The following is a 22,435-nucleotide window of genomic DNA, read 5'->3' on the forward strand; positions in this document are numbered from 1 at the left end:
TCAGCAGCCAGTGTTGCCATCACCGCTGTGGGGTGGCATTGCAGGCGTGGCCGTGTCCGGCAGGCTCAGCGCGCGGGAGTGGCGCTGCTGTCGCAGTGGGCAGGTGCTGCCGGCACGGAGCCATTGATGGTGATGCCGTGCTGGTTGCCGAGGCTGCACAGCAGCGCACTCAGCTGGTCGGCCAGCGCGTGGTACTGCTGTGCGACGGCAACGTGATTGCGCAGCAGCGCGTCATCGCTGGCCGCGTGCAGGTCTGGCAGGCGGGAAGGGGGAAGCAGCTGGGCCGGTGCGATGCTGAGATCAGCGCGGCAGGGCGTGGCCGGCGTTGGCCTCGCGCCAGATGCGCACGAACTCAGCGTCAGCGTCGCCGCGATCACGACCAGGAGTCTTGGCATGGGTCTCGATGTCCCGTTGCAGGGTGTTGAATTGTTCGGTGCGGCGGGCCTGCTGGGCCACGCGTTGTGATTCGGCCTGCGCGCCTGCGGCGCTGTTGTCCAGGGCCTGCTGGTGCGCGCGCTGGGCTGCATCGGTGCGGGCCGCCTGCTGTGCCGCCCGGGTGGTGGCAGCGGCAAGGTCCGCGCTGCGGCCGCGCAGGGTCCATCCCAGCCAGGCGCAGCTCGCGTGGCTGCCGGCAAGGACCAGCAGTCCGATGCCCAGCCTCAGGGTCCCGGGCGTCACTGCAGGGCTCCACCGGCGGCCCGGTAGGCCGCGCGCAGTGTTTCCAGTGCGTGCTCCTTCTGCCCGTAGCCGGCGCCTGGCAGCGACGCCCAGATGCGCCGTGCCGCGGTAACGGCGGCATCGAAGCGTCCCAGCCGGATCAGCTCGTAGGCACCGCACTGCTTCAGCAGGGCGACTGCTGCACGGTCCTGCGAGACCGGCCCGAAGTCGGGCAGGCCCAGGCGTGAGCGCAGGTCGTCCCAGGTGCTGCGCAGGAACTGGTAGCGGCCGGCGGCGCTGGACTTGATGCCATAGCGCGGCAGCGACACCAGCACGCGGGGATGGTCGCGGTAGTCGGTGAACAGCTGGCCGCCGACGATGACGTCGTAGCCGCGGTCACGTGAGCGCTGGCCCGGAATGTCGGTGCCTTCGGACACGGCCAGCATGTCCAGGAACGCAGCGACGTTGGTGCCACCGAGGGCGCTGGCGGCGGCGACGGTCATGCGGCCGCTCCCGGTTGCCTGCGAACCAGGGCCAGCAGGGCGTCTATCTGTACGCTCTGCTGGGTGATCTGCGCACGCAGGGCACTGACTTCACCACGCAGCTGCCCGATCTCCTGGGCCATTGCCTCGCGTTCGTGCATCAGTCCATCGGCGCGTGTACGTTCGGCCGCGAGTTGTTCCTGCAGCGTGCGCAGGGTGTTGCTGGTGGCTTCATCGGCGGTGCGGTCGACCTTGGCCGACGACAGCCACTGGCGCAGCCACAACGACACCGCGATCAGCACGCCCGAGGTCCCGCCCAGGTACTTGGCCCAGTCTGGCACGCCGGCCAGCAGGTCGCTCTCGTTCATGCGCGTGCGTACCCCTTGAGCAGGGCCGGGTGCACGGCCGGTGGCGGCGCACTGCGCGCACCGCGCAGGGCACGCTTGATGGTGGTCTGGGAGACGCCGAACTCACGCGCGACATGGTCGCGTGGCATGCCGCTGGCGACCGCGCGGGCGATCTGTTCACGGCGTTCGTGCGCGCCGGCAGCGAAGCAGGACGCCAGGAACAACAGTTCGCCGCCGAAGTGCGCGACCAGCCGCTGGGCGACGTCGTGGCCAAGGATGTCGATCAGCCGATGCTGGTCGGGCAGGGTGGAGGGGACGTAGACAATGACACGGTGACGGCCGGTGGTGCTGGAGGTGGTCGGCGGCCACGCACGCACCAGCGTGAGGGCTGCGGATTCGCCGATGACCTCGGCCAAGGTCTGGATGCTGTCGGGCAGGGCGTTCATGGAGGATGTCTTCAGTGGCATTGATCTCCACTGTTGCCATCCCGTCCGGTCAGTCAACACCTTTCATCTACTTTGATGTCGGCGCGCTGAAGGCGTTCAGCCGTGCGCGAGGACGGGTGAGGATCACGCCCCGCCTGCTTGCAGTGCGCTGCATCCGCCTGCACTGGCCGCTGCTGTTTTCCTGTACATCCGTACTCGTTGTCCTCACCTGGCAGGAACGGAGGCAGATCAAGGGGAACGGGCAGGTACAGGGTGAGGACGGCCACCCGCCACATGGCCTCATCCGCCGTGTACTGGCCGCAAAAAAAAGCCCCGGAAGATGCCGGGGCTTCAGGACTGCAGGAGGCGCTGGATCAAAGATCGAATACCAGGTTGCCGCCGGTCTTGCGGGGGATGTACCCGGCGTCGCGCAGCCAGCGTGCCGCGTTGACCTGGTCCATGCGCTTGACCGGGAAGCGGTTGGCGAACATCAGGAAGCGCGCAACGGTGATCGACTCACCCTTGCCCTTCAGGGCCGCGAGGGTTTCGACGAACCATGGCGCAGGCGGCTGCTGGCTGCCCGGGCGGGCCACGGTGCGCGACTGCCGGGTGCTGCCAGCATCGGCCTGGGCAGTGGCCAGCGTGCACAGCGAGATGAAGATCGCATCCAGGCTCACGTTGTCCTTGCTGCCCTTGGGCTGGGACTTGAACAACTCGATGGCCTTCAGGCGCGTCGACGTGAACTGTTCGACCTCCATGGCGTTTCCTCTTTGCGAAATGGGTTGGGGATGCAGGGTGACGACAGGTGTCGTCGGTGATGGGGGATGACCTTACATCATTTTCGCCGATGATGGGTCGTGGCCTGCAGTGGGTTCAGCGGATGGGCGGGTAGCTGGTCCTGATTCCGGATCAGATCACACCGCGTGAAAGCAGCTGGTCCAGCGATCTGCGGACCAGATCGGCCGGGGTGCCGTCGTTGTCGACTTCGATGTCGACCAGTTCATGCGGCAGCGGCTGCTCGCTGGCATGAGGGTCGCTGCTGCAATGGCCCGGGCGGTTGACGCGGATCACGACACCACCGCGGCGCCGGATCGCGCGCGCCTCATTGGCGAATCGGACGTCGGGTACCAGCCCGCCCTCGGGCAGGCGTGCGAACAGCGAGCGTACCCACAGTTCGGGATGGACGCGGTCACGTCCCCATTCGGTACCGGCGGTCTGCATCAGCTGGCGCGGGGTGAGTTCGGCCAGCCAATCGATGGCGTCCTCCTTGCGGCGGTCCAGTTCATGCAGGGAGAGCCCGAGGAGGGAGGCGACGAACTGGCGCAATGGGGCCGCGAAGCTGTCGCGTGGCAGCGCCAACGCCGATGCCAGCCCATTGGCGAGTGTGTCCTTGCCCGAGCGCTTGCTGCCGGCGATGCCGATGTAGAGCGGTACGCGCGCGCGCGGCGCCGGCCGCAGGGCGATGCTGCCCAGTGCAGCGCCGGCACGGAACGCGGCCAGTGTGTCGGCAATCATGCGATGACTGCTGTCGAGGGAGGCGGGAATCATGCGGAATCTACTCCTGGAAGAATGCTGCAGGTGCTGGCGGGTCAGGAATCACGACCGGCGAGGCTGCGGGCGCGGAGGATGCGCTGGGTAATGCGACCACCTCGGGCCGCCGCGGCGATCGGGTCAAAGCACAGCATGGCGGTGCGGGTACGTCGGCCGGCAGCAAGGTGGTCGCGGATGGTCCGCTCGGACAGCACCGGTACCCGCTGGTGGATCTGCTGCACGGTCAGCTGCTCACCTTCGAAGGCATGCAGTCGGGGACGGGGCATGGCGGAAGCGCTCCTTGAAGGTGGCGGGCCGATACAGGCATCTTGCCTTTGCAGATGACTCCAGTCAACACCTTTCATCTACTTGCATCATGACCTGGTCGATCTGGCTGGCGTGCGATCCACAGTCGCAATGCCGCCACGGCCAGGCGCTCACGCTCAACTGCGCCGCGTGCGGCCAGGACACCCTCGAGATACTGCTGGCGATGTCGGCGCGGACTGACCGCCGTCCAGCGCCCGTCGTTGCCCATGCGCCGGTAGCCGTCCAGTTGCAGCAGGCGACGTGCTTCGCAGTGCAGGCGCCAGTCGTCGCTGCTGCTGTCAACGTCGCGACCATCATGCAGGCGTGGCATCTAGAACGGGCCTGCCGCATGCTCGGCGAGAGTGCGTCTGCGCTCTGGCATCAGCCAGACCTTGGCCCGCTCCTTGCCCACCACGCGGGTGCGTACGCCATGGCGTTTGACCACGTAGGCGGCGGCCTCGTTCACCTCGCGACGGTTGGGTTTGTCGATGCCCACCGCGATGACGATCTCGGTGGCGCGGTAATGCGCGCTCCAGTGTTCGGCAGGGAGCGACCAGTCGAAATGGCGATCGATCAGTTCGGCGATCGGCGAGATGGGTTCGTGTTCGCTGTTGGTGGCATTCAGCGCATCCAGTTCCTCGGCAGTCAGGTGCCAGGTCTCGCCGCTGCAGTACAGCGCATGGGCCTCTGCCCAGACCTGCTGCATGTCGATCCGTGCCGGTTCGCCCAGCGCCACGGCGTGCACGGTCCACCAGCGGGTGTTGCCGGTGGCATCGCGCAGGAAGCGTTCGTCGTTGACACTGGCAAACAGGATGGTGCGCCGTGCGTAGCGGGATTCGGTGCGCGCGTAGGGGCGGCGGATCTCGTCATGGCTGCGCGAGATGAATGATTTCAGCGCCGCGATATCGGTACGGCGGAAGGTGGCATCGACCTCGCCCAGTTCGACGATCCACTTGGAGATGACCTGCTTGACGCTGTCCTTGTTGGCCGGATCGAGCACCACGCCATCGGCGATCAGCTGCAGCTCGGCCGGCGCCAGCTGCCGTGCCCAGCGCGTCTTGCCCAGGTTCTGCTTCGAGACGAACGTCAGTACGCCGCGCGCGACCACGCCATCGGACTCAAAGGCGGCCGCCACGCCGGAGATCAGCCAGCGCCGCATCAGGACCTCCTTCAGCACGCGGCCGTCGGCCATGCGCGTGGGCTGGGCTTCCTGCACGGTGTCGAAGAACACCTGCAAGCGGGTCTGGCCATCCCACGGCCGCGAGGTGATCCAGCTGGCGACCGGGTTGTAGGGATTGGCTTCGGCCACCTGGCACAGGTTGGTCTCGAAGCTGGCGGTGGCCATGCCGGCGCGGTGCATGCAGTCCATCACTTCGCCTGCCGCGACTTCCTTGGCGTTGTCCACGGTCGTCTGCAGCCCCGGGACCAGGATTTCCAGGTCCTTGCGGATGACGTTGTAGCGCACGGTCACACCGGTACGGCGGCACAGCTCGGCCAGGTTGCGGGCCGTTGGCAACGGCCGCCCGCGCGCACTGGTGTCGGGAAACGGGGTGAAGGCATCGAATGCGGACAGGTTGCCAGGCACCTGGTAACGCGCGCTGGCCGATGAGGGCGCATCGTCCTGCGCCACGTCGTCGCCTGCTGTGGGCGGTGCGGGAGGCAACAGCTGGGTACGCACGGCGTCCAGCCCTTCACGCAGATGCAGGTCGTTGAAGTCGGTAGGACGGTCATCGTCGCCATGCAGCGCGGCGAACTCGGGCCAGGCCACGCGGGCATCGATGTCCGCGGCAGCCTGCGTGGCCAGGGTGACGCCCGGGTTGTCCAGCGGCTGCCGCGTCCATTGATCGTTGTCGGCACACAGCACGAACGATGCGTCCGGCATGGCGCCGCGCCAGGCCCGGGCGACCGCGCCAAGGTTGCCTGCATCCCAGGCCACCACCACGCACCAGCCCGTGGCCTGGTGGATGGATGCGGCGGTGGCATAGCCCTCTGCAATGGCGATCGGTTGGCCAGGGGCCGGCTTGCCGATGACATGGAAGCAGCCCTGCTTGCGGCCACCGGAAAGGAAGTCCTTGTCACGGCCAAGTGCTGGATCCACGCGGGGAAAGATCGCCTGCAACGAGACGATACGGCCCGCGCTGTTCATCACCGGCACCAGCAGGACATTGTCGATATGGCGGAAGACCAGGCCATCGCTGTTGCGCACCGGCCACGGCGCCGCGCGCAGGCCATGTGCGTGGATGCCCTTGCGTACCAGATAGGGGTGCTGGACGTCGGCGGGAATGGCACGGTTCCACAGCACGTTGGCGGCTTTGGCGGCAGCGTCCTCGCGCTCGCGCTGATGCCGTTCGCGCTCGCTGCGGGCCGCTTCCTGGCGTTGCCGGATGGCGCGCTGCTCGGCCGCACTCAACGCGGTCGGCGATTTCGCGCACCAGGCATGGCGGGTGCCGGTCCGCCAGCTGCCGAACTCGCCGGCCGGCACATGGTCTCCAAACAACACGGCCCACCCGTTGCGCGTGCCACGACGGTCGCCTTCCACATGGAAACGCACCAGCGTGCCATCGGCGTTGAGCGCGTCGCGGCCGCGCGCGTCCGGCACGATGCCGTGCGCGTGCATGGCCTGCAGGAACGCGGGAACGATGTCCTGCGTGGGATGCGGTGTGTGCATTCGACGGGGCCCCTGGGAGCGTGGATCGGTCCACGGCGGCCGATGGCGGCCAACGTGCTGTGCAGTGCCTGGCTTGTGCAGGTCACGCGGCGGCGGACCGATGCGGCGTGGTCAGGACGTGATGGGTGGTGGTGACACGTTCATGGTGTCGGAATGGGGCTTCTTTTGCAACACCTTACAGCACCTTTCATCCCCGGTCGCGACCAAGCCGACCAGTACACGTTGGATCTGCGATGGCGTTTGCAGATTGCTGTGATCGTGGCGATGCGTCGCAGTTGGCGAGAACCGCCTTTCGGATGATGTGACTGCCGTCAGCGACGGCCCTTCGTTTCTCTCCACCGCGCCTTCGGGCGCCCGTGCACAAGGAGCCTGCATGTTTGAAATCCACTGCAACCACGAACGCCGATCCGCCGCGGAATCCGCGTCGTTGACGGTCGTTGCGACGTTCTCAATCGGTGCGACCACCCCTCGATAAAATACAACCCGCATGACGGACACCATCGACGAAGCGCAGGAAATGGAAGCGCGCCACCGGCAACGCGCCCTGGCCCAGCACGCAACGCGGGCCAGCAACGTTGCCCCTCTCACTCCCATGGGGGAATGCCACAACCCGGACTGCAGCGAAGACTTCGACAACGATCCGGCAAGGCTGTTCTGTGGGCCTGCCTGTGCCGAGCGTTTCGAAGCCATCCATCAACACCGCAACGCATAGGAACAGGGGACATGTCTCTGAACAGCAACGACGCTGGCTTCACCGAACGCATCGCCGGTTTATCGGCCGAGCTCGCCGTGCTGGTGAGCCTGGTGGAGAACCACATCCATCTGCAGCTGGCTGATCTGGCCGACTCGGGTGATGTGGATGCACAGGAGCGATTCGCGGTAGCCGATCCGGAGCGCTGGTTGGAGAACGCCCGCAACAGCCTGCAGGCGGGTGTCATGTTCCTGGAGCGCGCGGTGCAGCAGCCGGCGCGGTTCTAGTCATCCGGTGCGGGGACGGAAGGGGCCGGCCAGGCTGCCTTCCGTCCCCCTCGGGCAGTGGACGATCCCCTGCGCTGGAGGCTGCGTCATAACGTCGCACCGGCGGCAGGGCAACCCTGAACGTGGTCCAAGGTTGGTCGCAGGCCCGTAGAATGGCCGGGTGCGTCGTTCTGTCCTCCACCGCCGGTTCCAGGCCCTGGCATGGCTAGCCATGCTGCTGGTGCTGCTTGCCCCGCTGGTGAGCCGCTGGCTGGCGCATGGTCACGTTGCAGCGGCTGTGCCGATGGCGGCGATGGATCATTCCCAGCATGCGCAGCATGCGATGGAGGGCCATCACGGGCACCACGCGATGGCGATGCAGCAGGGCGAGGTCGCGAAGAAGCCGCCCGCCGATCCACACGCCGAGCATGAGATGGGCGTGGACTGCGACTACTGCCTGATCGCCGCACGGCTGATCACCCTGCTGGTGGCGGCATTGCTGCTGCTGGCACCGATGGCATCGATATGCCATGCGTTGCGGGGTGCAGTGCAGGCGTTGCCGCAGCGGGTCAGCGGCACATTGGGAGCGCGCGGGCCACCGGCCTTCATGGCTGCCTGAGCCACACGCGCAGTGCATTGATCGTTTTTCCATGAGGTTGCCGGCCACGGCCGGTGCCCGCACGCGCGTGTCTGTCCCTTTCTGATTGCTGCCCTGCCATTGCTGGGTGGCCTTGCATGCCGTGAACAAATGAAAACGAACCCCAACTCCGCGCGCCTGCGCCGGGCGACGCTGCCTGTCATGTGCGCGTTGCTCGTGCACAGCGCCCCAGTACTTGCCGCCGATGCGGCACCACCAACCACACTGGATACCGTGCGCGTGGTTGATACCCGCAGCGGCGAGCTGTCATCCACCGCCAGCGCAGGCTCTGCGTTGGGCCTGAGCGTGCTGCAGACACCGGCCAGCCTGACGGTGATTTCGCGCGCGCAGCTGGAACAGCGCGGCGACACCAACCTTAATGATGCAATCAGCCGGGCAGGCGCGATCAGTGCGATGCCGCACCCGGGCAATGGCCTGAGTGCGCTGTCCAGCCGTGGCTTCACCGACGGCGCTTCAGTGATGCGCCTGTACGATGGGCTGCGCCAGTACGGCGGCGTGGGCATCACGTTCCCGTTCGATACCTGGTCCATCGAGCGCATCGAAGTGCTGCGGGGTCCGGCCTCGGTCATCCATGGCGATGGTGCCATCGGCGGGGTCATCAACATCGTGCCGAAGAAGCCGACGCGCGGTGCCATCGAGAACGAGATCAGCGTGACCGTGGGCAGCGAGGACACCGCACGCCTGGGCTTCGGCAGTGGCGGCGCGCTGACGCCAGAGCTGGCCTACCGCGTGGACGTGAGCGGCAACTACAGCGGTGGCTGGGTTGATCGCGGGCGAAGCAGTGATGCCACCTTCTCCGGCGCACTGCTGTGGCAGCCACGCACGGACCTGCAGCTGACCCTGACCCATGCGCAGGGCCACCAGAAGCCGATGCGCTACTTCGGTACGCCCCTGGTGGATGGCCGACAGTTGGACGCACTGCGCCACCGCAACTACAACGTGGAAGACAGTGACATCCGCTTTCGTGACCGCTGGACGCAACTCGATGCGCTGTGGACACCGAATGCGAACGTGGAATGGCGCACGCGCGTCTACCAGATCGACAGCCAGCGCGACTGGCGCAATGCCGAGGCCTATGTCTACAACCCGCGAACCGGGTTGATCGATCGTTCGGGCAATACCCAGATCACCCACAACCAGGACCAGACCGGCCTGACCTCGACGCTGCGCGTGCAGGGCAGTGTGGGGGGGCTGCAGAACAATTTTGCCGTAGGCCTGGACGCCAACCGTGCGCACTTCAAGCACACCAACAACACCTACGCCGGCAGCTCCGGCCCGGTCGATCCGTTCCATCCGGTGCCGGGGCAGTTCGCCAGCGATGCGCCGAACCTGCCGCGCTATCGCAATGGTGCCGAGCAGTACGCGCTGTTCGTGGAAGACCACCTGACGTTGAGCGAGCGTTGGTCGGTGCTGGGTGGGCTGCGCCATGACCGCGCGCGCATCGAACGCACCGATCTGATCAGCGGCCAGAGCGCATTCTCGAAGACCTACAGCAGCACCGGCTGGCGCGCAGGCACGGTGTTCGCGCTGCGCCCGACGTTGAGCCTCTACGCGCAGTACTCGCAGGCGGCGGACCCGGTCAGCGGCCTGCTGATGATCAGCCCGGCCAACGGTGCTTTCGACCTCGCCAAGGGACGGCAGGTCGAGGTGGGCCTGAAGCAGGCGTTTGACGGTGGCGAGTGGACCCTGGCGGCCTATCGCATCCGCAAGACCGGCTTGCTCAGCCGCGACCCGCTGGTGCCGGATCGCCGGGTACAGGTGGGCGCGCAGACCTCGCGCGGCATCGAGGCATCGTTGAACTGGGCCTTCGCGCCGCGGTGGTCGCTCGATGCCAATGCCACGGTGCTGAAGGCCGGGTTCGAGGACTTCCTGGAAACCACCGGTTCGCCGGCAGTACTGGTCCCGCGCGATGGCAATGTGCCGCCGAACGTGGCTGAGCGCCTGGCCAATGTGTGGGTGAGCTGGCAGTTCCTGCCCGACTGGAGCGCGGCCGCAGGCGTGCGTTACGTCGGCAAGCGCTACGCCGACAATGCCAACACCCTGGAACTGCCCGGCTACAGCACCACCGACCTGGCGCTGACCTGGCAGGCGTCACCGCGCACGCGGTTGTCGGCGCGCCTGTTCAATGTGTTCGACAAGGCGTACTACGCCACGGCGTACTACGCCAGTACCCAATGGCTGCTGGGACCGGATCGGCGCGTCGAGTTCACCGTCGACCATCGGTTCTGAGGGCACTGGCCATGTCGTTGCGTTCCACTGCCAAGCGCTGGACCTATCTGGTGCACCGCTGGCTGGGCATCGGCGGATGCCTGTTGATGCTGCTGTGGTTCATCAGCGGCATGGTGATGCTGTTCATCGGCTACCCGAAGTTGACGCCCGGCGAGCGGCTGGCAGCGTTGCCGGTGCTGGGTGACGCAGGGGATTGGCGAGGACTGTCGGCGCTGCCGGATGCTGTACAGGCCGAACCGGAAGCCGTGGCCCTGACCACGGTGGGCGGTGAAGCGGCGTATGTAGTGCGCAGCGGCAGCAACGTCGGTGCGTGGTCGGTACGGACCGGCCAGGCGCTGCTGCCGGTTTCCGCCCAGCGCGCCGAAGCGTCGGCCGCGCAGTTCGCCGGTGGGCAGGCCTTCGTTGGGGCGATGCGCGTGGATGAGGACCGCTGGACCCATTCGCGCGCGCTGGATGCGCATCGGCCACTGTACCGGGTCGAGGTGGGCGGCGCGCAGCCGGGGGATGTGTATGTGTCCTCGCACACCGGCGAAGTGGTGCTGGACGCGCCGCGCGTGCAGCAGCGCTGGAATTACGTGGGTGCGTTGCTGCACTGGCTGTACTTCCTGCGCATGCAGTCGGTCGATCCGGTGTGGACGTGGGTGGTGATCGTGCTTTCAGCGTTGTGCACGGTGGCGGCAATCAGCGGCATCGTGGTGGGTGTGTGGCGCTGGCGCTTCCGTGGGCACTACCGCACTGGCGCGAAGACGCCGTATGTCGAGCCGTGGATGCGTTGGCACCACCTGATCGGGCTGGTGGCAGCGGCATTCGTGTTCACCTGGATCTTCAGCGGACTGATGTCGATGAACCCTTTGGGCGTCTTCAGCAGCACGCGCGAGGCGATCGACAGTGAACGCTATCGTGGCGGCGCGGCAGCCGTGGATGGAATGCTGGGTGAGCCTGCAGCACTGCTGGCGGCGGCGGGTGCCCGGAACTTCAGGCCAGTGGAGGTCCAGTGGCGGCGCATCGGCGGCGAACTGTTCGCAGTGTTGCTGGATGGGCGGGGTGATACCCGCATCGTGTCCAGCGCAGATGGAGAACTGCAGGTCTTGCGGAAACTGCCTGCGGATTGGCTGCAGCAGAAGGTGCGCGCCATGTCTGATGCGCCGATGCAGGGATTCGCGGTCCAGCAGGCGCCGGACGCGTACTTCTATCCGCGCTCACCTGAAGCGATGAACGGTGCAGCCGTACGCCGCTTCCCGGTGGCGGTGGCGGACTTCGGTGATGCAGAGGCGACGCGCGTCTATCTCGACCTGGCCACCGGCGATCCACTGCTGACGATGGGACATCGGGAGCGTGTCGGGCGCTGGCTGTTCTACTTCCTGCACAGCTGGGACCTGCCGGCGATGCTGCGCTTCGATAGCGCCCGATTGGCTGTTCTGCTGTTGTTGAGCGTTGCGGGTACGGCGTTGTGCGCGACGGCCGTAGTGATTGGCTACCGCCGGTTGCGGATGAAGCTGCGGCGCCGGCGACGCTGATGTCGCAAACTACATCCGCAGCCAACGGGTGGACACCGCCACCAGCAGCAAGGCCATGGCCACGCCGATGAACGCAGCAATCAGACCGAAATGATTGGCGGCAAAGCCGATCAGTGCCGGGCCGGCGAGGATGCCGGCAAAGCCCAGCGTGGAAACGGCGGTGATCGCCAGCGCACCGGGCATGCGGTTCTGATGGCCGGCCAGCGAGAACAGCGCCGGCGCGATGTTGGCGCAGCCGAGGCCGACCAGCACGTATCCGGCCAACGATATCTGCCACGGCGTGACCAGGGTCAGCACCAGCACGCCGCTGGCAGCGAGCAGTGCACCGAACACGATCGCGCGTTGGCGTCCCACGCGCGAGACCAGTGCATCGCCGAACAGACGGGCGACGGTCATGGTCAGGGTGAAGGTCACATAGCCGATGCCCGCCAGGCTGGCATCGACGCGGCGTACATCACTGAGGAACACCGCGCTCCAGTCCAGCATCGCGCCTTCACCCAGGAAGGCGACGAAGGCCAGTACGCCAATGAACAGCACGATGCCATGGGGCATGGCCAGCATCGGGGTGTCATGGGGCATGCGTTCGCTGTGCCAGTACCCCGCTGACAGCAGCATCACCAGCAGCATGGCGCCGACGCCGATCAGTACCGACGCCAGCGGTGGCAGCTGCGCTGACATCAGCACGGTCATGGTGGCCGCGCCGAGGAAGCCGCCGATGCTGAAGAAAGCGTGGAAGCCGGACATCATCACGCGACGCGCCTCCCGCTCGACGATCACCGCCTGTACGTTCATCGTGCAGTCCATCGCACCCACGGCGGCACCAAACACGAACAGCACCAGGCCTAGCGCCCACGCCGAACTGGCTAATGCCAGGCCGGGCACGGTCAGGCAGATCAGCAGGCTGCTGGCTACCATCACCCGGCGGCAGCCCAGGCGCGCGGCCAGCACGCCGGACAACGGCATTGCCAGCAGCGAACCCGCTCCGAGGCAGAGCAGCACCAGGCCCAATGTGGCGTCGTTGATGTCGGTGCGTGCCTTGGCGAACGGCACCAGCGTGGCCCACAGCGCGGTGGCGAAGCCGGGAATGAAGAATGCAGCGCGGGTCGCGTGCTGTTCGGCACGCGCGCGGTTGGCGAGGGGCATTGGAGATGCGCTCAGGGCGGAGTGGGGTGTACCGCGATGCCGGCGGCGTGGAAACGCGCGGCCAGCGCGGGCGGTGCCGATGTGGTGAGCACCAGATCGTCGATCTCATCCAGGCTGGCGATCTGCCAGTGGCCGCGGGCACCGAGCTTTTCCGTGGTGGCGGCAACGATGATGCGGCTGCTGCAGGCCACCATCGCGCGTTTGAGCGTGGCTTCCTCGGCATCCATCGCCCACACGCCGGTGTCGCCGTCCACCGCGCACGGGCCGGGCAGGTACACGTCGGCACGCAGGCGCTGGACCTGGGCCAGTGCTTCGGCGCCGACCGCGCCACCGCCGCTGGCCAGGCGGCCGCCGATCAGCTGCACGGAGGTGCCTTCATGCAGGCTGGCGGCGGTGGCGATCTGCGGGGCATTGGTGATCACCGTCAGCCCGAGGGCGGCAGGCAGCTGCTGGGCAATGGCCAGGTTGGTCGAGCCCGCATCAAGCAGCACCACCTGGCCGGGCTGCAGCAGGGCGCAGACGCGGGCGGCCAGCTCGGCCTTGTCGCCGCGGTCGCGGGTCAGGCGCTCGCGCAGCGGGCGTTCCTTCGGCGGCGGCAGCACGGCGCCGCCATAGACACGCTGGCACAGGCCCTGAGCGGCAAGTTCGCGCAGGTCGCGGCGGATCGAATCTTCGGAGACGGTATAGCGGCGCGCCAGTTCGGCGGCCACCACGCGGCCCTGCTGGCGCAGTTCTTCGAGGATCTGCCGGGTGCGCTGGGCGGGGAGGGGGCTGGGATCGGAGCTCATGCTGCAAGTCTGCACATTCGTGCATTAACGTGCAACACTGTGCATCTGGTGCGAAGGGGCACAAGGTGGCGACGGGCTTGCCGGCGATCTGGGGCTGCGGGCCTTTGGATCGCCTGCGAAGCCCGGCATCATGGCGGGGCCCCTGGCACATGGAATCCCCGATGTCCCCCACCGTTCACCGCAGGCTGCGCATCGGCGCGGACCAGTACACCGGCCAGAAGGTGGTCGATCAGCAGTTCCACGAATGCGATTTTTCCGGCGCCGACCTGACCGGTACCGAGTTCATCAACTGCAGCTTCTATGACGCCGACAGCCGTGCAGGCTGCCGCTTCAATGGCGCTACGCTGAAGGAAGCCAGCTTCCGCAGCTGCGACATCAGCATGTGCCACTTCAGCTTCATCAAGGCACTGGGCCTGGAGATCAGCGAGTGCCGCGCGCAGGGCGCGGATTTCAGCAACGCCAGCTTCATGAACCAGATCACCACGCGCAGCTGGTTCTGCAGTGCCTTCATCAAGAAGTCGAACCTGCGCTACGCGAACTTCTCGCGGGTGACGCTGGAGAAGTGCGAGCTGTGGGAAAACCGTTGGGATGGTGCGAATGTGAGTGGTGCCAGCTTCGCCGGCTCGGACCTGTCCGGTGGCCAGTTCGAGGGCATCGACTGGAACAGCGCCAACTTCACCGACTGCGATCTGACCAACTCGGAGCTGGGCGAGCTGGACCTGCGCAGCACCAACCTGCGCGGCGCCACGCTGGATGTGCAGCAGGTGGCGCTGTTGATGCAGCGCATCGGCATCACGGTGGTGCCGTAGGCATCACCCGGCGTAGGCGACCCAGCCCTTGAAGCTGAAGCCTGCGTAGAACAGCTCTACGCCGTCGAAACCTGCGTCCCGCAGCAGTGCGACCTCCTGCTCGGGGGCCAGCAGCGGCAGCCGTTCGGCAATCGCCTCGATCGCCCGCTGCGCGTCGGCGCGGGCCACGCCGGAGGCTTCGGCAAACGCGGCATAGCGTTGCAGCCATCGCAGCTTGCCGGCCGGGTCCTGCGGCACGCTGTGGTGGGCCACCACCAGCGGCGCACCCGGATGCAGCCGCCTGTGCAGCTCGCGCAGTGTGTGCAGGCGCTGCGCGGTATCAAGGAAGTGCAGGGTCAACAGGCAGCTGGCACCGTCGAAGCGCAGGTCCGGAGCGTCGTCGATGTAGCCTTCCAGCAGCTCCACGCGCGGCATCAGCGGGCCCAGTGTCTGCTCGGCCAGGGCGAGCATCGGCGCGGCCGGATCTACCCCCAGCAGCTGCCAGGCCGGTTGCGCTTCGGCAAAGGCCTTCAGTTCCAGCCCGCCGCCGGCACCCAGCACCAGCACGCGGCCCTGTGCGGGAACCCGTTCGGCCAGCAGCAGGCGGCTCATCTGCTGCAGGGCGGCAAAGCCCGGCACCTGGCGCAGTGGACCTTCGGCGTAGCGGGCCACCGCCTGCGGATCGGAGAACGAAGACATGCGCGGATTCCTGTTGCGGGGGACATAGCACTGTAGCGCGGCGTGCAAGGGGCATTGCGTGCCGCTGCCGCATCGTCGCGGCCAGTCGCCGGGCGTGCGCATGGTGGTGGATGCGCTGGTCGCGCATTACCAGCTCAACGCAGCGCGCGTGCCAGCACCTGCCAGATCCGTGGGTCCTGGCATTGCGAGACGTTGAAGCGCACATAGTCGGCCGCGCGCTGCGATTGGCTGAAGGCGTTGCCCGGGGCCAGCACGATGCCTTCGCGCAGGCAATGCCGTGCCAGCGCAGCGGCGTCGCGGCCATCGGGTAGCTGGCACCAGAGGAACAGGCCGGCTTCCGGTTGCAGCCACGGGGTGATGCCCAGCGAGTACAGTTTCCGCAGTGTGTGCCGGCGCGCATCGGCCAGGCGCGAGCGCACCGATTGCATGTGGCGGCGATAGCCACTGTCGGTCAGCGCGATGTGCATCAACTGCATCGCCAGATGGCCGCCGCCGAAGCTGGTGGCCAGCTTCAGGTCGGTCAGCGCTTCGATCCAGTCGTGGCGTGCAGCGATATAGCCACAGCGCGAAGCGGCCGACAGGGTCTTGGAGAAACTGCCGACGTGGATCACCCGCGACAGCCCATCCAGCGCAGCAAGGCGCGGTGCCGGCTGCAGTTCGAAGTCGGCGAAGATGTCGTCCTCGACGATGATCGTTTCGCTGCGTTCGGCCAGCTCCAGCAGCCGATGCGCGGTGCTGGCCGAGAGCACCGCGCCGGTCGGGTTGTGCAGGCCCGAGTTGGTGATGTACAGCCGTGGCGAATGTGCCTGCAGCGCCTGCGCGAACGCGTCCAGGTCCGGACCGGTGTGCGTGTACGGCACACCCACCGCCTGAACCTGGTGCGCCCTCAGCAGGGCGTGGTAGTTGAAATAGCTTGGGTCGTCGACCAGCACGCAGTCGCCGGGCTTGAGCAGGAAACGGCAGATCAGGTCGACCGCATGCGTACCGGATTCGGTCAGCAGGATCTGCTCCATCGGTGCGTCGATGCCCAGCGCAGCTGCACGTCGCTGCAGCAGATGGCGCAACGGTAGAAGGCCGAGCGGGCCGGCGTAATCGACCAGGTGGGGAGCATCGCCGCGCGCCAGCCGACGCAGGCCTCGCCGCATGCCGTCGTGGTACAGCCAGTCGCTGGGCATCCAGCCGCAGCCCGGCTTGAGGTGCGCGGGCGGTGTTTCCAGCGATTGCCGCGATACCCACAGCGGGTCCACCGCGCGGTCCAGGCGCGGTTCCATTTCGGCCCGGGCGAGCGGTGCGGCCGGCCCGCTGACGTAGAAGCCGGAGCCGGCCCGGGCGCTGATCAGCCCCTCGGCGGCGAGGCGTTCGTAGGCCTCGACCACGGTGGAGACCGACACGCCCATCGCCGCCGCCTGCGCGCGTACCGAGGGCAGCCGCGAACCGGCGCCATCCACCCGCGTGCCGATGCGGGTGCGGACGGCCTGGATGACCGATTCGATGCGGGTAAGCGGGCGCGTCACGGCGAAAGTGTGCTGTAAGTGTGGGCGGTACAGTTATTTGAAACTGTACTGGATTGTAGCTGGGGAGCGCGGGCCGCAGGTGCTTCCATGGAGATCCCGCCGGGCACCGCCCGGCACCCCGGGAGTACAGACGTGGAACGGTCGGCGAGTGGTTGGATCAATGGCTTCATCGGTGTGGTGATCTTTGCCGGCTCGTTGCCGGCCACCCGCCTGGCCGTGCTGCAGCTGGACGCCGGGTTCGTCACCGCCGCGCGCGCCACCATCGCCGCCATACTCGGCCTCGGCCTGTTGCTGCTGTTGCGCCAACCCTTTCCGCGACGCAGCGACCTGCCCGGGCTGGCGGTGGTCAGCCTTGGCGTGGTGGTCGGCTTCCCGCTGCTGACCGCGCTTGCCCTGCGCCACGCCTCATCAGCGCACACCATCGTGTTCCTCGGCCTGTTGCCGCTGAGCACTGCGGTGTTCGGCGTACTGCGCGGTGGCGATCGGCCGCGCCCGGCGTTCTGGCTGTTCTCGCTGCTGGGCAGTGCCTGCGTGGTCGGCTATGCCGCGCGCAACGGCATTGAGGCCTCGCTGCAGGCCGACCTGCTGATGCTGGCGGCGATCGTGGTGTGTGGACTGGGCTACGCGGAAGGCGGTCGGCTCGCCCGCCATCTCGGCGGCTGGCAGGTGATCAGCTGGGCGCTGCTGCTGGCACTGCCGGTGATGCTGCCGCTGACGGTGCTGATGCGCCCGCCCTCGTTCGTTGAGGTGGGGGCATCCGCGTGGTGGGCGCTGGGCTACGTGGCGGTGTTCAGCATGCTGCTCGGGTTCCTGTTCTGGTATCGCGGGCTGGCCCAGGGCGGTATCGCCGCGGTCGGCCAGCTGCAGCTGCTGCAACCGTTCTTCGGCCTGGCGCTGGCTGCGCTGTTGCTGCATGAAGCGGTCAGCCTCAGCATGGTGCTGGTGACCGTGGTCGCGGTGATCTGCGTCGCCGGCGCGCGCCGTTTCAGCCGCTGAACACAAACGGGGACGTAGCGTCGCGGAAAAGGTGTGCGACAGCATAATCGATGAACACCCGCAGGCGCGCACTGGGATGGCGTCCACCGGGCCATAGCAGCGAGAACTGCCCGTTGTGCGTGGGCAGCGCGGGCAGCACCTGTTGCAGGTGGCCGTCGGCTAATGCGTCGGCGGCAAGGAAGTCAGGCATCCAGGCCAGGCCCATGCAACCGATGGCGGCGGCCAGCACGGCTTCCATGTTGTTGCAGGTCATCGCCGTCGTAAGGCGTGCGCCCGCATCGCCTTCCACCCCCGGCAGCTGCCAGGGATGCAGCTTCCCGGTAGTCGGGTAGCGGAAGCGCAGAGCCGCATGCATGCGCAGATCGTTCACGTCGCCGGGAGTGCCGTGCGCCTGCAGATAGCCCGGCGCCGCACAGAGGATGAAACGGAAGCCGCCCAGCCGCCGTGCGGTCAGGCTGGAGTCGGCCAGTTCACCGCTGCGTATCACTGCATCCAAGCCTTCGCTGACCACATCGACGATCCGGTCGTTGAAGTCCAGTTCCAGCTGCACCTGCGGATAACGTTGCTGGAAGCCGGGCAGCACCGGCAGCAGGAAGCGGTAGCCGATGGTGGGCAGGCCGATGCGCAGCAGTCCGCTGGGGGCATGCTGGCGCTGTGCCAGATCCGCCTGTGCTTCGGAAAGCTCGTCCAGTGCACGCCGGCAGCGCTGCAGCAGCAGTTCGCCTTCGTCGGTGAGGTGCACGCGGCGGGTGGTGCGATGGAACAGGCGGGTGCCGAGTTCCTGTTCAAGGCGGGCGATGCGCTTGCCGACCGCCGAGGCGGACAGGCCGAGCACGCGTGCGGCGCCGACGATGCTGCCGGCCTCGGCGGTACGAACGAAGGCAAGCAGGGCGGAGATGGAGTCCATGCAGTCATGATTGCGGAACAGTAAGCCGCAATCAACGTCCATCGAGCCTGTTTTTCGGGAATAGCGGCCTGTCCATCATCAATGCCCCTGATGGATGGAGGCCCGCATGGCCCCGGTTTCGATACGCCCTGTACCCGTCCGCACGCAGCAGCAGTGGACGCTGCTTGCCGTCTGCCTGGCCGCGCTGGCACTGCCGTTGTCCTTTTCGGCCGGTGCGGTCGCGGTGCCGGTGCTGGCTCGTTCTGCGGGGGCCTCACCCACCGCGCTGGCCTGGGTGACCAATGCCTTCATGCTGACCTTCGGCAGCCTGCTGCTTGCTGCCGGTGGCCTCGCCGACCGCTATGGCCAACGACGGTTGTTCCTGCTGGGCACGGCAGGCTTCACTGTCGCCACGATCGTCGTCTGCCTCGCGCCCACGCTGCTGTGGCTGGATCTGGCGCGCGGCCTGCAGGGCGTTGCCGCTGCAGCGGCGTTGGCATCCGGCACCGCCGCGCTGGCGCATGCCTGGCAGGGTCCGGTGCGTGCCCGTGTGTTCGCCCTGCTGGGCACCACGTTCGGTGCAGGATTGGCACTGGGGCCGCTGCTCGCGGGCCTGCTGCTGCATGCTCTGGGATGGCGCAGTGTGTTCGCCGCGGGCGGTGTACTGACGCTGGCGGCGTTCGCCGTGGGCGCGCGCGCGTTGCCCGAAAGCCATGGCGAACGCGGGCGGCTGGATGTTGGCGGCATGCTGGGCTTCAGCCTGATGCTGGCGGCGTTGACCCTGGCCCTGTTGTGGCTGGGTGAATTCGGCCTGCATGCCATGCGCGTGCAACTGGCGCTGCTGGCGACGCTGTTGCTGGGCGGGGTATTCGTCTGCATCGAACGGCTGCACCGCTCACCGTTGCTGGACCTCTCGCTGTTCTCGCAACCGGCGTTCCTCGGTGTCCAGCTGCTGCCGGTCGCAACCTGCTTCGGCTACGTGGTGCTGCTGGTGGTACTGCCGCTGCAGTTGCTGGGCGTGCACGCACAGAGCACGACATTGGTCGGGCTGCAGATGCTGGCCCTGTCTGCGCCGATGCTGGTGCTGCCGATGCTGACCGCGCAATGGGCGGAGCGCGTTGGAAGTGCGCGGCTGTGCACGCTGGGCCTGCTGGTCTGTGCTTCTGGCCTGTACCTGTTGTCGCGCCATGCATCGCATCCGTCGCCCTCGCAGTGGGTGCCGTTGCTGATGCTGGTCGGTGCAGGAACGGCCTTGCCGTGGGGCCTGATGGATGGGCTGTCGGTCAGTGTGGTGCCGGTACAGCGTGCGGGCATGGCCGCCGGCATCTTCGGAACCGTGCGGGTGGCCGGTGAAGGCATCGCATTGGCCGCAGTCACTGCCTTGCTTGCGCTGCTGATCGGCCACCAGCTGCAGGGAGCATCGCCCGCATCGTTGGCGCGCGCTGGTGCCTATCTGGCCACGGGGGCGCAGGCACAGGCGCAGGCACTGCTTCCGGCGATGAGCGGCGCACAGCTGCAGCAGGCCAGTGCCGAGGCGCTGGCGATACTGCTGCGGGTCCTGGCGCTGCTGACCGCCGCATGCGCTGTGCTGTTGCACCTGCTGCTGCGACGGCCCAGGTTGGCTGTGATCAGAACCGAGGGCTGAAGGCGCCGGTCACCGCGCGCGGGCAGCAGGGGGTGTGTCGGTTGCCAGCTGGTTTTCCTTTCCTGCGGGGGCTGCGCATTGGCTCGAAGGCCGTTGCTCAGGGCAGGCCATCCGTCGCGCCGCGGATGCTCATCCAGGCGCCGCCGCCGGGGGCGCTGCCGGCGCGGACACGGAAGCCGTGCAGGCCGGCAATGGCGGCCACGATCGAGAGGCCCAGGCCGAATCCAGGTCCCTGGCCGACGCTGCTGCTGCCACGGAAGAAGCGCTGGTAGATCAGCGTGCGGTCCTGCGGTGGGATGCCCGGCCCGTTGTCGATCACATCGATCCTGGGAACACCTTGATCGTCCACCGCGCGCAGCAGGATGTGGCCCTGCGCCGGCGTGAACTGCAGGGCATTGGACAGCAGGTTGGCCAGCGCTTCGAACAGCAGCTCGCGGTCGCCACGCAGCGGGCCGACCTTCGGGTCCACCTGCAGCTCCAGCAACTGCTGCTTCTCTTCGGCCAGTGGCAGGTAGAACTGGTGCAGTTCCTGCAGCAGCTCCGTGACGTCGACCGCGTCGAAGGCCGAACGTCGCTGGTGGCTCTCCAGCTCCGACACCCGCAGCAGCGCGGCGAAGCGCGCCATCAGCATGTCGGTCTCGGCCAGCGCCTTGTCCAGAGGATCGGCATGCGGGTTCTGTTCGTCCAGGCCCGCGCGCATGCGGTACAGGTGGGCACGCAGGCGGGTCAGGGGCGTGCGCAGGTCGTGGGCAATGCTGTCGCACACGCCCTTGACCTCGGTCATCAACTGCTCGATGCGCTCCAGCATGGCGTTGACGATGCTCGACAGCCGGTCGATCTCGTCGCGGCGGCTGGAGACCGGCAGGCGCTGGCCGAGGTCGCCGGCAACGATGCGGCTGGTGGCGGCTTCGATCTGCTGGATCCGTTTCAACGGCCGCCGGCGGAGCAGATGCCAGCCCACCAGGCCGGGAATGACGGTCAGCGACACACCCCACAGCAATGCATCGAGGATGATGCTGTTGACCGCCATGAGCTTGCCGTTCTGGCGCACGAACACCAGCGTCCTGCCATCCCGGGTCACCACGCCGAGCGCGCTGCCACCGTCCTCGTGCGGCCCATCGGCCAGCGTCCAACCCTCGACCGGATGCGAGCTGCCATCCAGCGGCAGTCCCTCGGGGATCGCTGTCAGCGGGCCCGCCATCGGCATGCCGGTCTTGTCGAACAACCCATAGGTATAGACCTGGTGCAGATCGAAGCGCTGGCTGTCGCGCAACGCTTCATCCAGTGCCGGGCCGTCGAAGCTCATGAACAGGTGCGCGCGCTGCTGCAGGCCCGATTCGGTCAGGTCACTCAGGTAATCCGCGATGCGCCAGTACATCACGCCCAGCAGCAGGCTCGACCACGCCACGAACAGGATGCAGTACAACCCGAGCAGGCGGCTGCTGGACGAGCGCCACTGGTCAGGGTTGCGCATCGAAGACATAGCCGGTTCCACGTACGGTGGTGATGGGTTGCGGGCGGCCGGGCTGCTCGATGCGTCTGCGGACACGGCCGATGTGGACGTCGATCAGGTTGGTGCCGGGATCGAAGTGATAGCCCCAGACTTCCTGGAACAACATGCTGCGGGTGACCACCTGGCCGGCATTGCGGACCAGGAACTCGAGCAGCTTGAACTCCGTCGGCAGCAGGCTGATCTCCTGCCCGCCACGCCGGGCCGAACGGGTCATCAGATCCAGTTCGAGGTCGCCGGCGCGCAGGACATTGTCGGCAGGACCGGCCTGGCTCTGACGACGGATCAATACCTCCACGCGGGCGGCCATCTCATCCGAGGCGAACGGCTTGGTCAGGTAATCGTCGCCACCTGCTCGCAGGCCACGCACGCGCTCGTCCACGTCCGACAGCGCGCTGATCATCAGTACGGGCGTGACGATACCTTCGCGCCGCAGGGCAGTGACCAGCGCCAGGCCATCGATGCCGGGCAGCATGCGGTCCAAGGTGATCACCGCGTAGTCGCCCGCCCGCGCCAATGCCAGGCCGGCAGTTCCGTCAACGGCAACGTCGACCTCGAAGCCATGGCTGCGCAGTTCGGTTGCGATTTCCTCCGCAGTGACAAGGTCGTCCTCGATGGTGAGTACGCGCGGCATGGGCCATTGTGCAGGTTGGATGGCTGCCATCCTCGCAACCGCGCGCGGTGACTGCA

The 22,435-nt window shown here is 67.3% G+C and carries 25 protein-coding genes; 8 read left to right on the forward strand and 17 right to left on the reverse strand.

Going from position 1 to position 22,435, the window contains the following annotated elements; genetic code table 11:
- Positions 1–65: 65 nt before the first annotated feature.
- The 10 genes from ACZK0Z_RS05110 to ACZK0Z_RS05155 all read right to left on the reverse strand — a co-directional run bounded on the left by ACZK0Z_RS05110 (position 66) and on the right by ACZK0Z_RS05155 (position 6,415).
- Positions 66–395, reverse strand: coding sequence for a hypothetical protein (locus tag ACZK0Z_RS05110; RefSeq protein ID WP_197632578.1), 330 nt, complete (start codon positions 393–395; stop codon positions 66–68).
- Positions 301–678 (reverse strand): hypothetical protein, encoded by a 378-nt coding sequence (locus tag ACZK0Z_RS05115; RefSeq protein WP_049430160.1) that lies wholly within the window; start codon positions 676–678, stop codon positions 301–303. The genes ACZK0Z_RS05110 and ACZK0Z_RS05115 overlap by 95 nt, the downstream gene beginning before the upstream one ends.
- The gene (locus ACZK0Z_RS05120) at positions 675–1,160 is read right to left on the reverse strand and encodes a glycoside hydrolase family 24 protein (protein ID WP_049430159.1); all 486 of its coding nucleotides are present in this window, start codon (positions 1,158–1,160) and stop codon (positions 675–677) included. Before ACZK0Z_RS05120 ends, ACZK0Z_RS05115 begins: the two co-directional genes overlap by 4 nt.
- Positions 1,157–1,507, reverse strand: coding sequence for a hypothetical protein (locus ACZK0Z_RS05125; protein ID WP_049430158.1), 351 nt, complete (start codon positions 1,505–1,507; stop codon positions 1,157–1,159). The genes ACZK0Z_RS05120 and ACZK0Z_RS05125 overlap by 4 nt, the downstream gene beginning before the upstream one ends.
- On the reverse strand, positions 1,504–1,932 hold the full coding sequence (locus ACZK0Z_RS05130) for a helix-turn-helix domain-containing protein (RefSeq protein ID WP_238378677.1): 429 nt from the start codon (positions 1,930–1,932) through the stop codon (positions 1,504–1,506). Before ACZK0Z_RS05130 ends, ACZK0Z_RS05125 begins: the two co-directional genes overlap by 4 nt.
- A gap of 353 nt (positions 1,933–2,285) precedes the next feature.
- Positions 2,286–2,669: a hypothetical protein gene (locus tag ACZK0Z_RS05135; protein ID WP_049430156.1), complete on the reverse strand. Its 384-nt coding sequence runs from the start codon at positions 2,667–2,669 to the stop codon at positions 2,286–2,288.
- A gap of 151 nt (positions 2,670–2,820) precedes the next feature.
- Positions 2,821–3,459 carry a deoxynucleotide monophosphate kinase family protein gene (locus tag ACZK0Z_RS05140; protein WP_197632557.1) on the reverse strand — a complete coding sequence of 213 codons (639 nt, stop codon included), beginning with the start codon at positions 3,457–3,459 and terminating at the stop codon, positions 2,821–2,823.
- 41 nt (positions 3,460–3,500) lie between these two features.
- A complete protein-coding gene (locus ACZK0Z_RS05145) occupies positions 3,501–3,728 on the reverse strand; it encodes a hypothetical protein (RefSeq protein WP_197632558.1) in 228 nt (75 codons plus the stop codon).
- Positions 3,729–3,802: 74 nt separating this feature from the next.
- The gene (locus tag ACZK0Z_RS05150; protein WP_049430152.1) at positions 3,803–4,078 is read right to left on the reverse strand and encodes a DUF7696 family protein; all 276 of its coding nucleotides are present in this window, start codon (positions 4,076–4,078) and stop codon (positions 3,803–3,805) included.
- Positions 4,079–6,415 carry a VapE domain-containing protein gene (locus tag ACZK0Z_RS05155; protein WP_197632559.1) on the reverse strand — a complete coding sequence of 779 codons (2,337 nt, stop codon included), beginning with the start codon at positions 6,413–6,415 and terminating at the stop codon, positions 4,079–4,081.
- A 487-nt stretch (positions 6,416–6,902) separates the two neighbouring features.
- Here ACZK0Z_RS05155 and ACZK0Z_RS05160 point away from each other — a divergent pair, with 487 nt between their 5' ends.
- From ACZK0Z_RS05160 to ACZK0Z_RS05180, 5 genes are all read left to right on the forward strand, one after another.
- Positions 6,903–7,127, forward strand: coding sequence for a hypothetical protein (locus tag ACZK0Z_RS05160; RefSeq protein WP_197632560.1), 225 nt, complete (start codon positions 6,903–6,905; stop codon positions 7,125–7,127).
- Between the two features lie 11 nt (positions 7,128–7,138).
- Positions 7,139–7,393, forward strand: coding sequence for a hypothetical protein (locus tag ACZK0Z_RS05165; protein WP_005408345.1), 255 nt, complete (start codon positions 7,139–7,141; stop codon positions 7,391–7,393).
- A gap of 211 nt (positions 7,394–7,604) precedes the next feature.
- Entirely contained in the window at positions 7,605–7,991 is a 387-nt protein-coding gene (locus tag ACZK0Z_RS05170) for a DUF2946 family protein (RefSeq protein ID WP_197632561.1), read from the forward strand.
- A gap of 129 nt (positions 7,992–8,120) precedes the next feature.
- The gene (locus tag ACZK0Z_RS05175; RefSeq protein WP_197632562.1) at positions 8,121–10,259 is read left to right on the forward strand and encodes a TonB-dependent siderophore receptor; all 2,139 of its coding nucleotides are present in this window, start codon (positions 8,121–8,123) and stop codon (positions 10,257–10,259) included.
- 11 nt (positions 10,260–10,270) lie between these two features.
- A complete protein-coding gene (locus tag ACZK0Z_RS05180) occupies positions 10,271–11,776 on the forward strand; it encodes a PepSY domain-containing protein (RefSeq protein WP_197632563.1) in 1,506 nt (501 codons plus the stop codon).
- 9 nt (positions 11,777–11,785) lie between these two features.
- On the opposite strand, the gene ACZK0Z_RS05185 is transcribed toward ACZK0Z_RS05180, so the two are convergent.
- Positions 11,786–12,919, reverse strand: a complete 1,134-nt coding sequence (locus tag ACZK0Z_RS05185; RefSeq protein WP_197632564.1) for an MFS transporter — start codon at positions 12,917–12,919, stop codon at positions 11,786–11,788.
- Between the two features lie 11 nt (positions 12,920–12,930).
- The gene (locus ACZK0Z_RS05190) at positions 12,931–13,707 is read right to left on the reverse strand and encodes a DeoR/GlpR family DNA-binding transcription regulator (protein WP_197632565.1); all 777 of its coding nucleotides are present in this window, start codon (positions 13,705–13,707) and stop codon (positions 12,931–12,933) included.
- A 161-nt stretch (positions 13,708–13,868) separates the two neighbouring features.
- On the opposite strand from ACZK0Z_RS05190, the gene smqnr reads away from it, so the two are divergent.
- Positions 13,869–14,516 carry a SmQnr family pentapeptide repeat protein gene (gene smqnr / locus ACZK0Z_RS05195; protein WP_197632566.1) on the forward strand — a complete coding sequence of 216 codons (648 nt, stop codon included), beginning with the start codon at positions 13,869–13,871 and terminating at the stop codon, positions 14,514–14,516.
- A gap of 3 nt (positions 14,517–14,519) precedes the next feature.
- On the opposite strand, the gene ACZK0Z_RS05200 is transcribed toward smqnr, so the two are convergent.
- Complete coding sequence (locus ACZK0Z_RS05200; protein WP_197619834.1) at positions 14,520–15,194, reverse strand: class I SAM-dependent methyltransferase; 675 nt, start codon at positions 15,192–15,194, stop codon at positions 14,520–14,522.
- Positions 15,195–15,328: 134 nt separating this feature from the next.
- Positions 15,329–16,708 (reverse strand): aminotransferase class I/II-fold pyridoxal phosphate-dependent enzyme, encoded by a 1,380-nt coding sequence (locus ACZK0Z_RS05205; RefSeq protein WP_197632567.1) that lies wholly within the window; start codon positions 16,706–16,708, stop codon positions 15,329–15,331.
- 132 nt (positions 16,709–16,840) lie between these two features.
- On the opposite strand from ACZK0Z_RS05205, the gene ACZK0Z_RS05210 reads away from it, so the two are divergent.
- Positions 16,841–17,704 (forward strand): DMT family transporter, encoded by an 864-nt coding sequence (locus tag ACZK0Z_RS05210; RefSeq protein WP_100447882.1) that lies wholly within the window; start codon positions 16,841–16,843, stop codon positions 17,702–17,704.
- On the opposite strand, the gene ACZK0Z_RS05215 is transcribed toward ACZK0Z_RS05210, so the two are convergent.
- Positions 17,694–18,611: a LysR substrate-binding domain-containing protein gene (locus ACZK0Z_RS05215; RefSeq protein ID WP_197632568.1), complete on the reverse strand. Its 918-nt coding sequence runs from the start codon at positions 18,609–18,611 to the stop codon at positions 17,694–17,696. The genes ACZK0Z_RS05210 and ACZK0Z_RS05215 overlap by 11 nt on opposite strands.
- Before the next feature lie 106 nt (positions 18,612–18,717).
- Between ACZK0Z_RS05215 and ACZK0Z_RS05220 the strand changes: the two genes are divergently transcribed.
- A complete protein-coding gene (locus ACZK0Z_RS05220; RefSeq protein WP_197632569.1) occupies positions 18,718–20,235 on the forward strand; it encodes an MFS transporter in 1,518 nt (505 codons plus the stop codon).
- Positions 20,236–20,332: 97 nt separating this feature from the next.
- On the opposite strand, the gene ACZK0Z_RS05225 is transcribed toward ACZK0Z_RS05220, so the two are convergent.
- Together ACZK0Z_RS05225 and ACZK0Z_RS05230 are read right to left on the reverse strand one after the other, a co-directional pair.
- Positions 20,333–21,709, reverse strand: a complete 1,377-nt coding sequence (locus tag ACZK0Z_RS05225; RefSeq protein ID WP_080355058.1) for a sensor histidine kinase — start codon at positions 21,707–21,709, stop codon at positions 20,333–20,335.
- Positions 21,696–22,379 (reverse strand): response regulator transcription factor, encoded by a 684-nt coding sequence (locus ACZK0Z_RS05230; RefSeq protein ID WP_049430138.1) that lies wholly within the window; start codon positions 22,377–22,379, stop codon positions 21,696–21,698. Before ACZK0Z_RS05230 ends, ACZK0Z_RS05225 begins: the two co-directional genes overlap by 14 nt.
- Between the last annotated feature and the right edge of the window lie 56 nt (positions 22,380–22,435).

The sequence above is a fragment of the Stenotrophomonas sp. 116085_Sma genome, assembly GCF_056479585.1.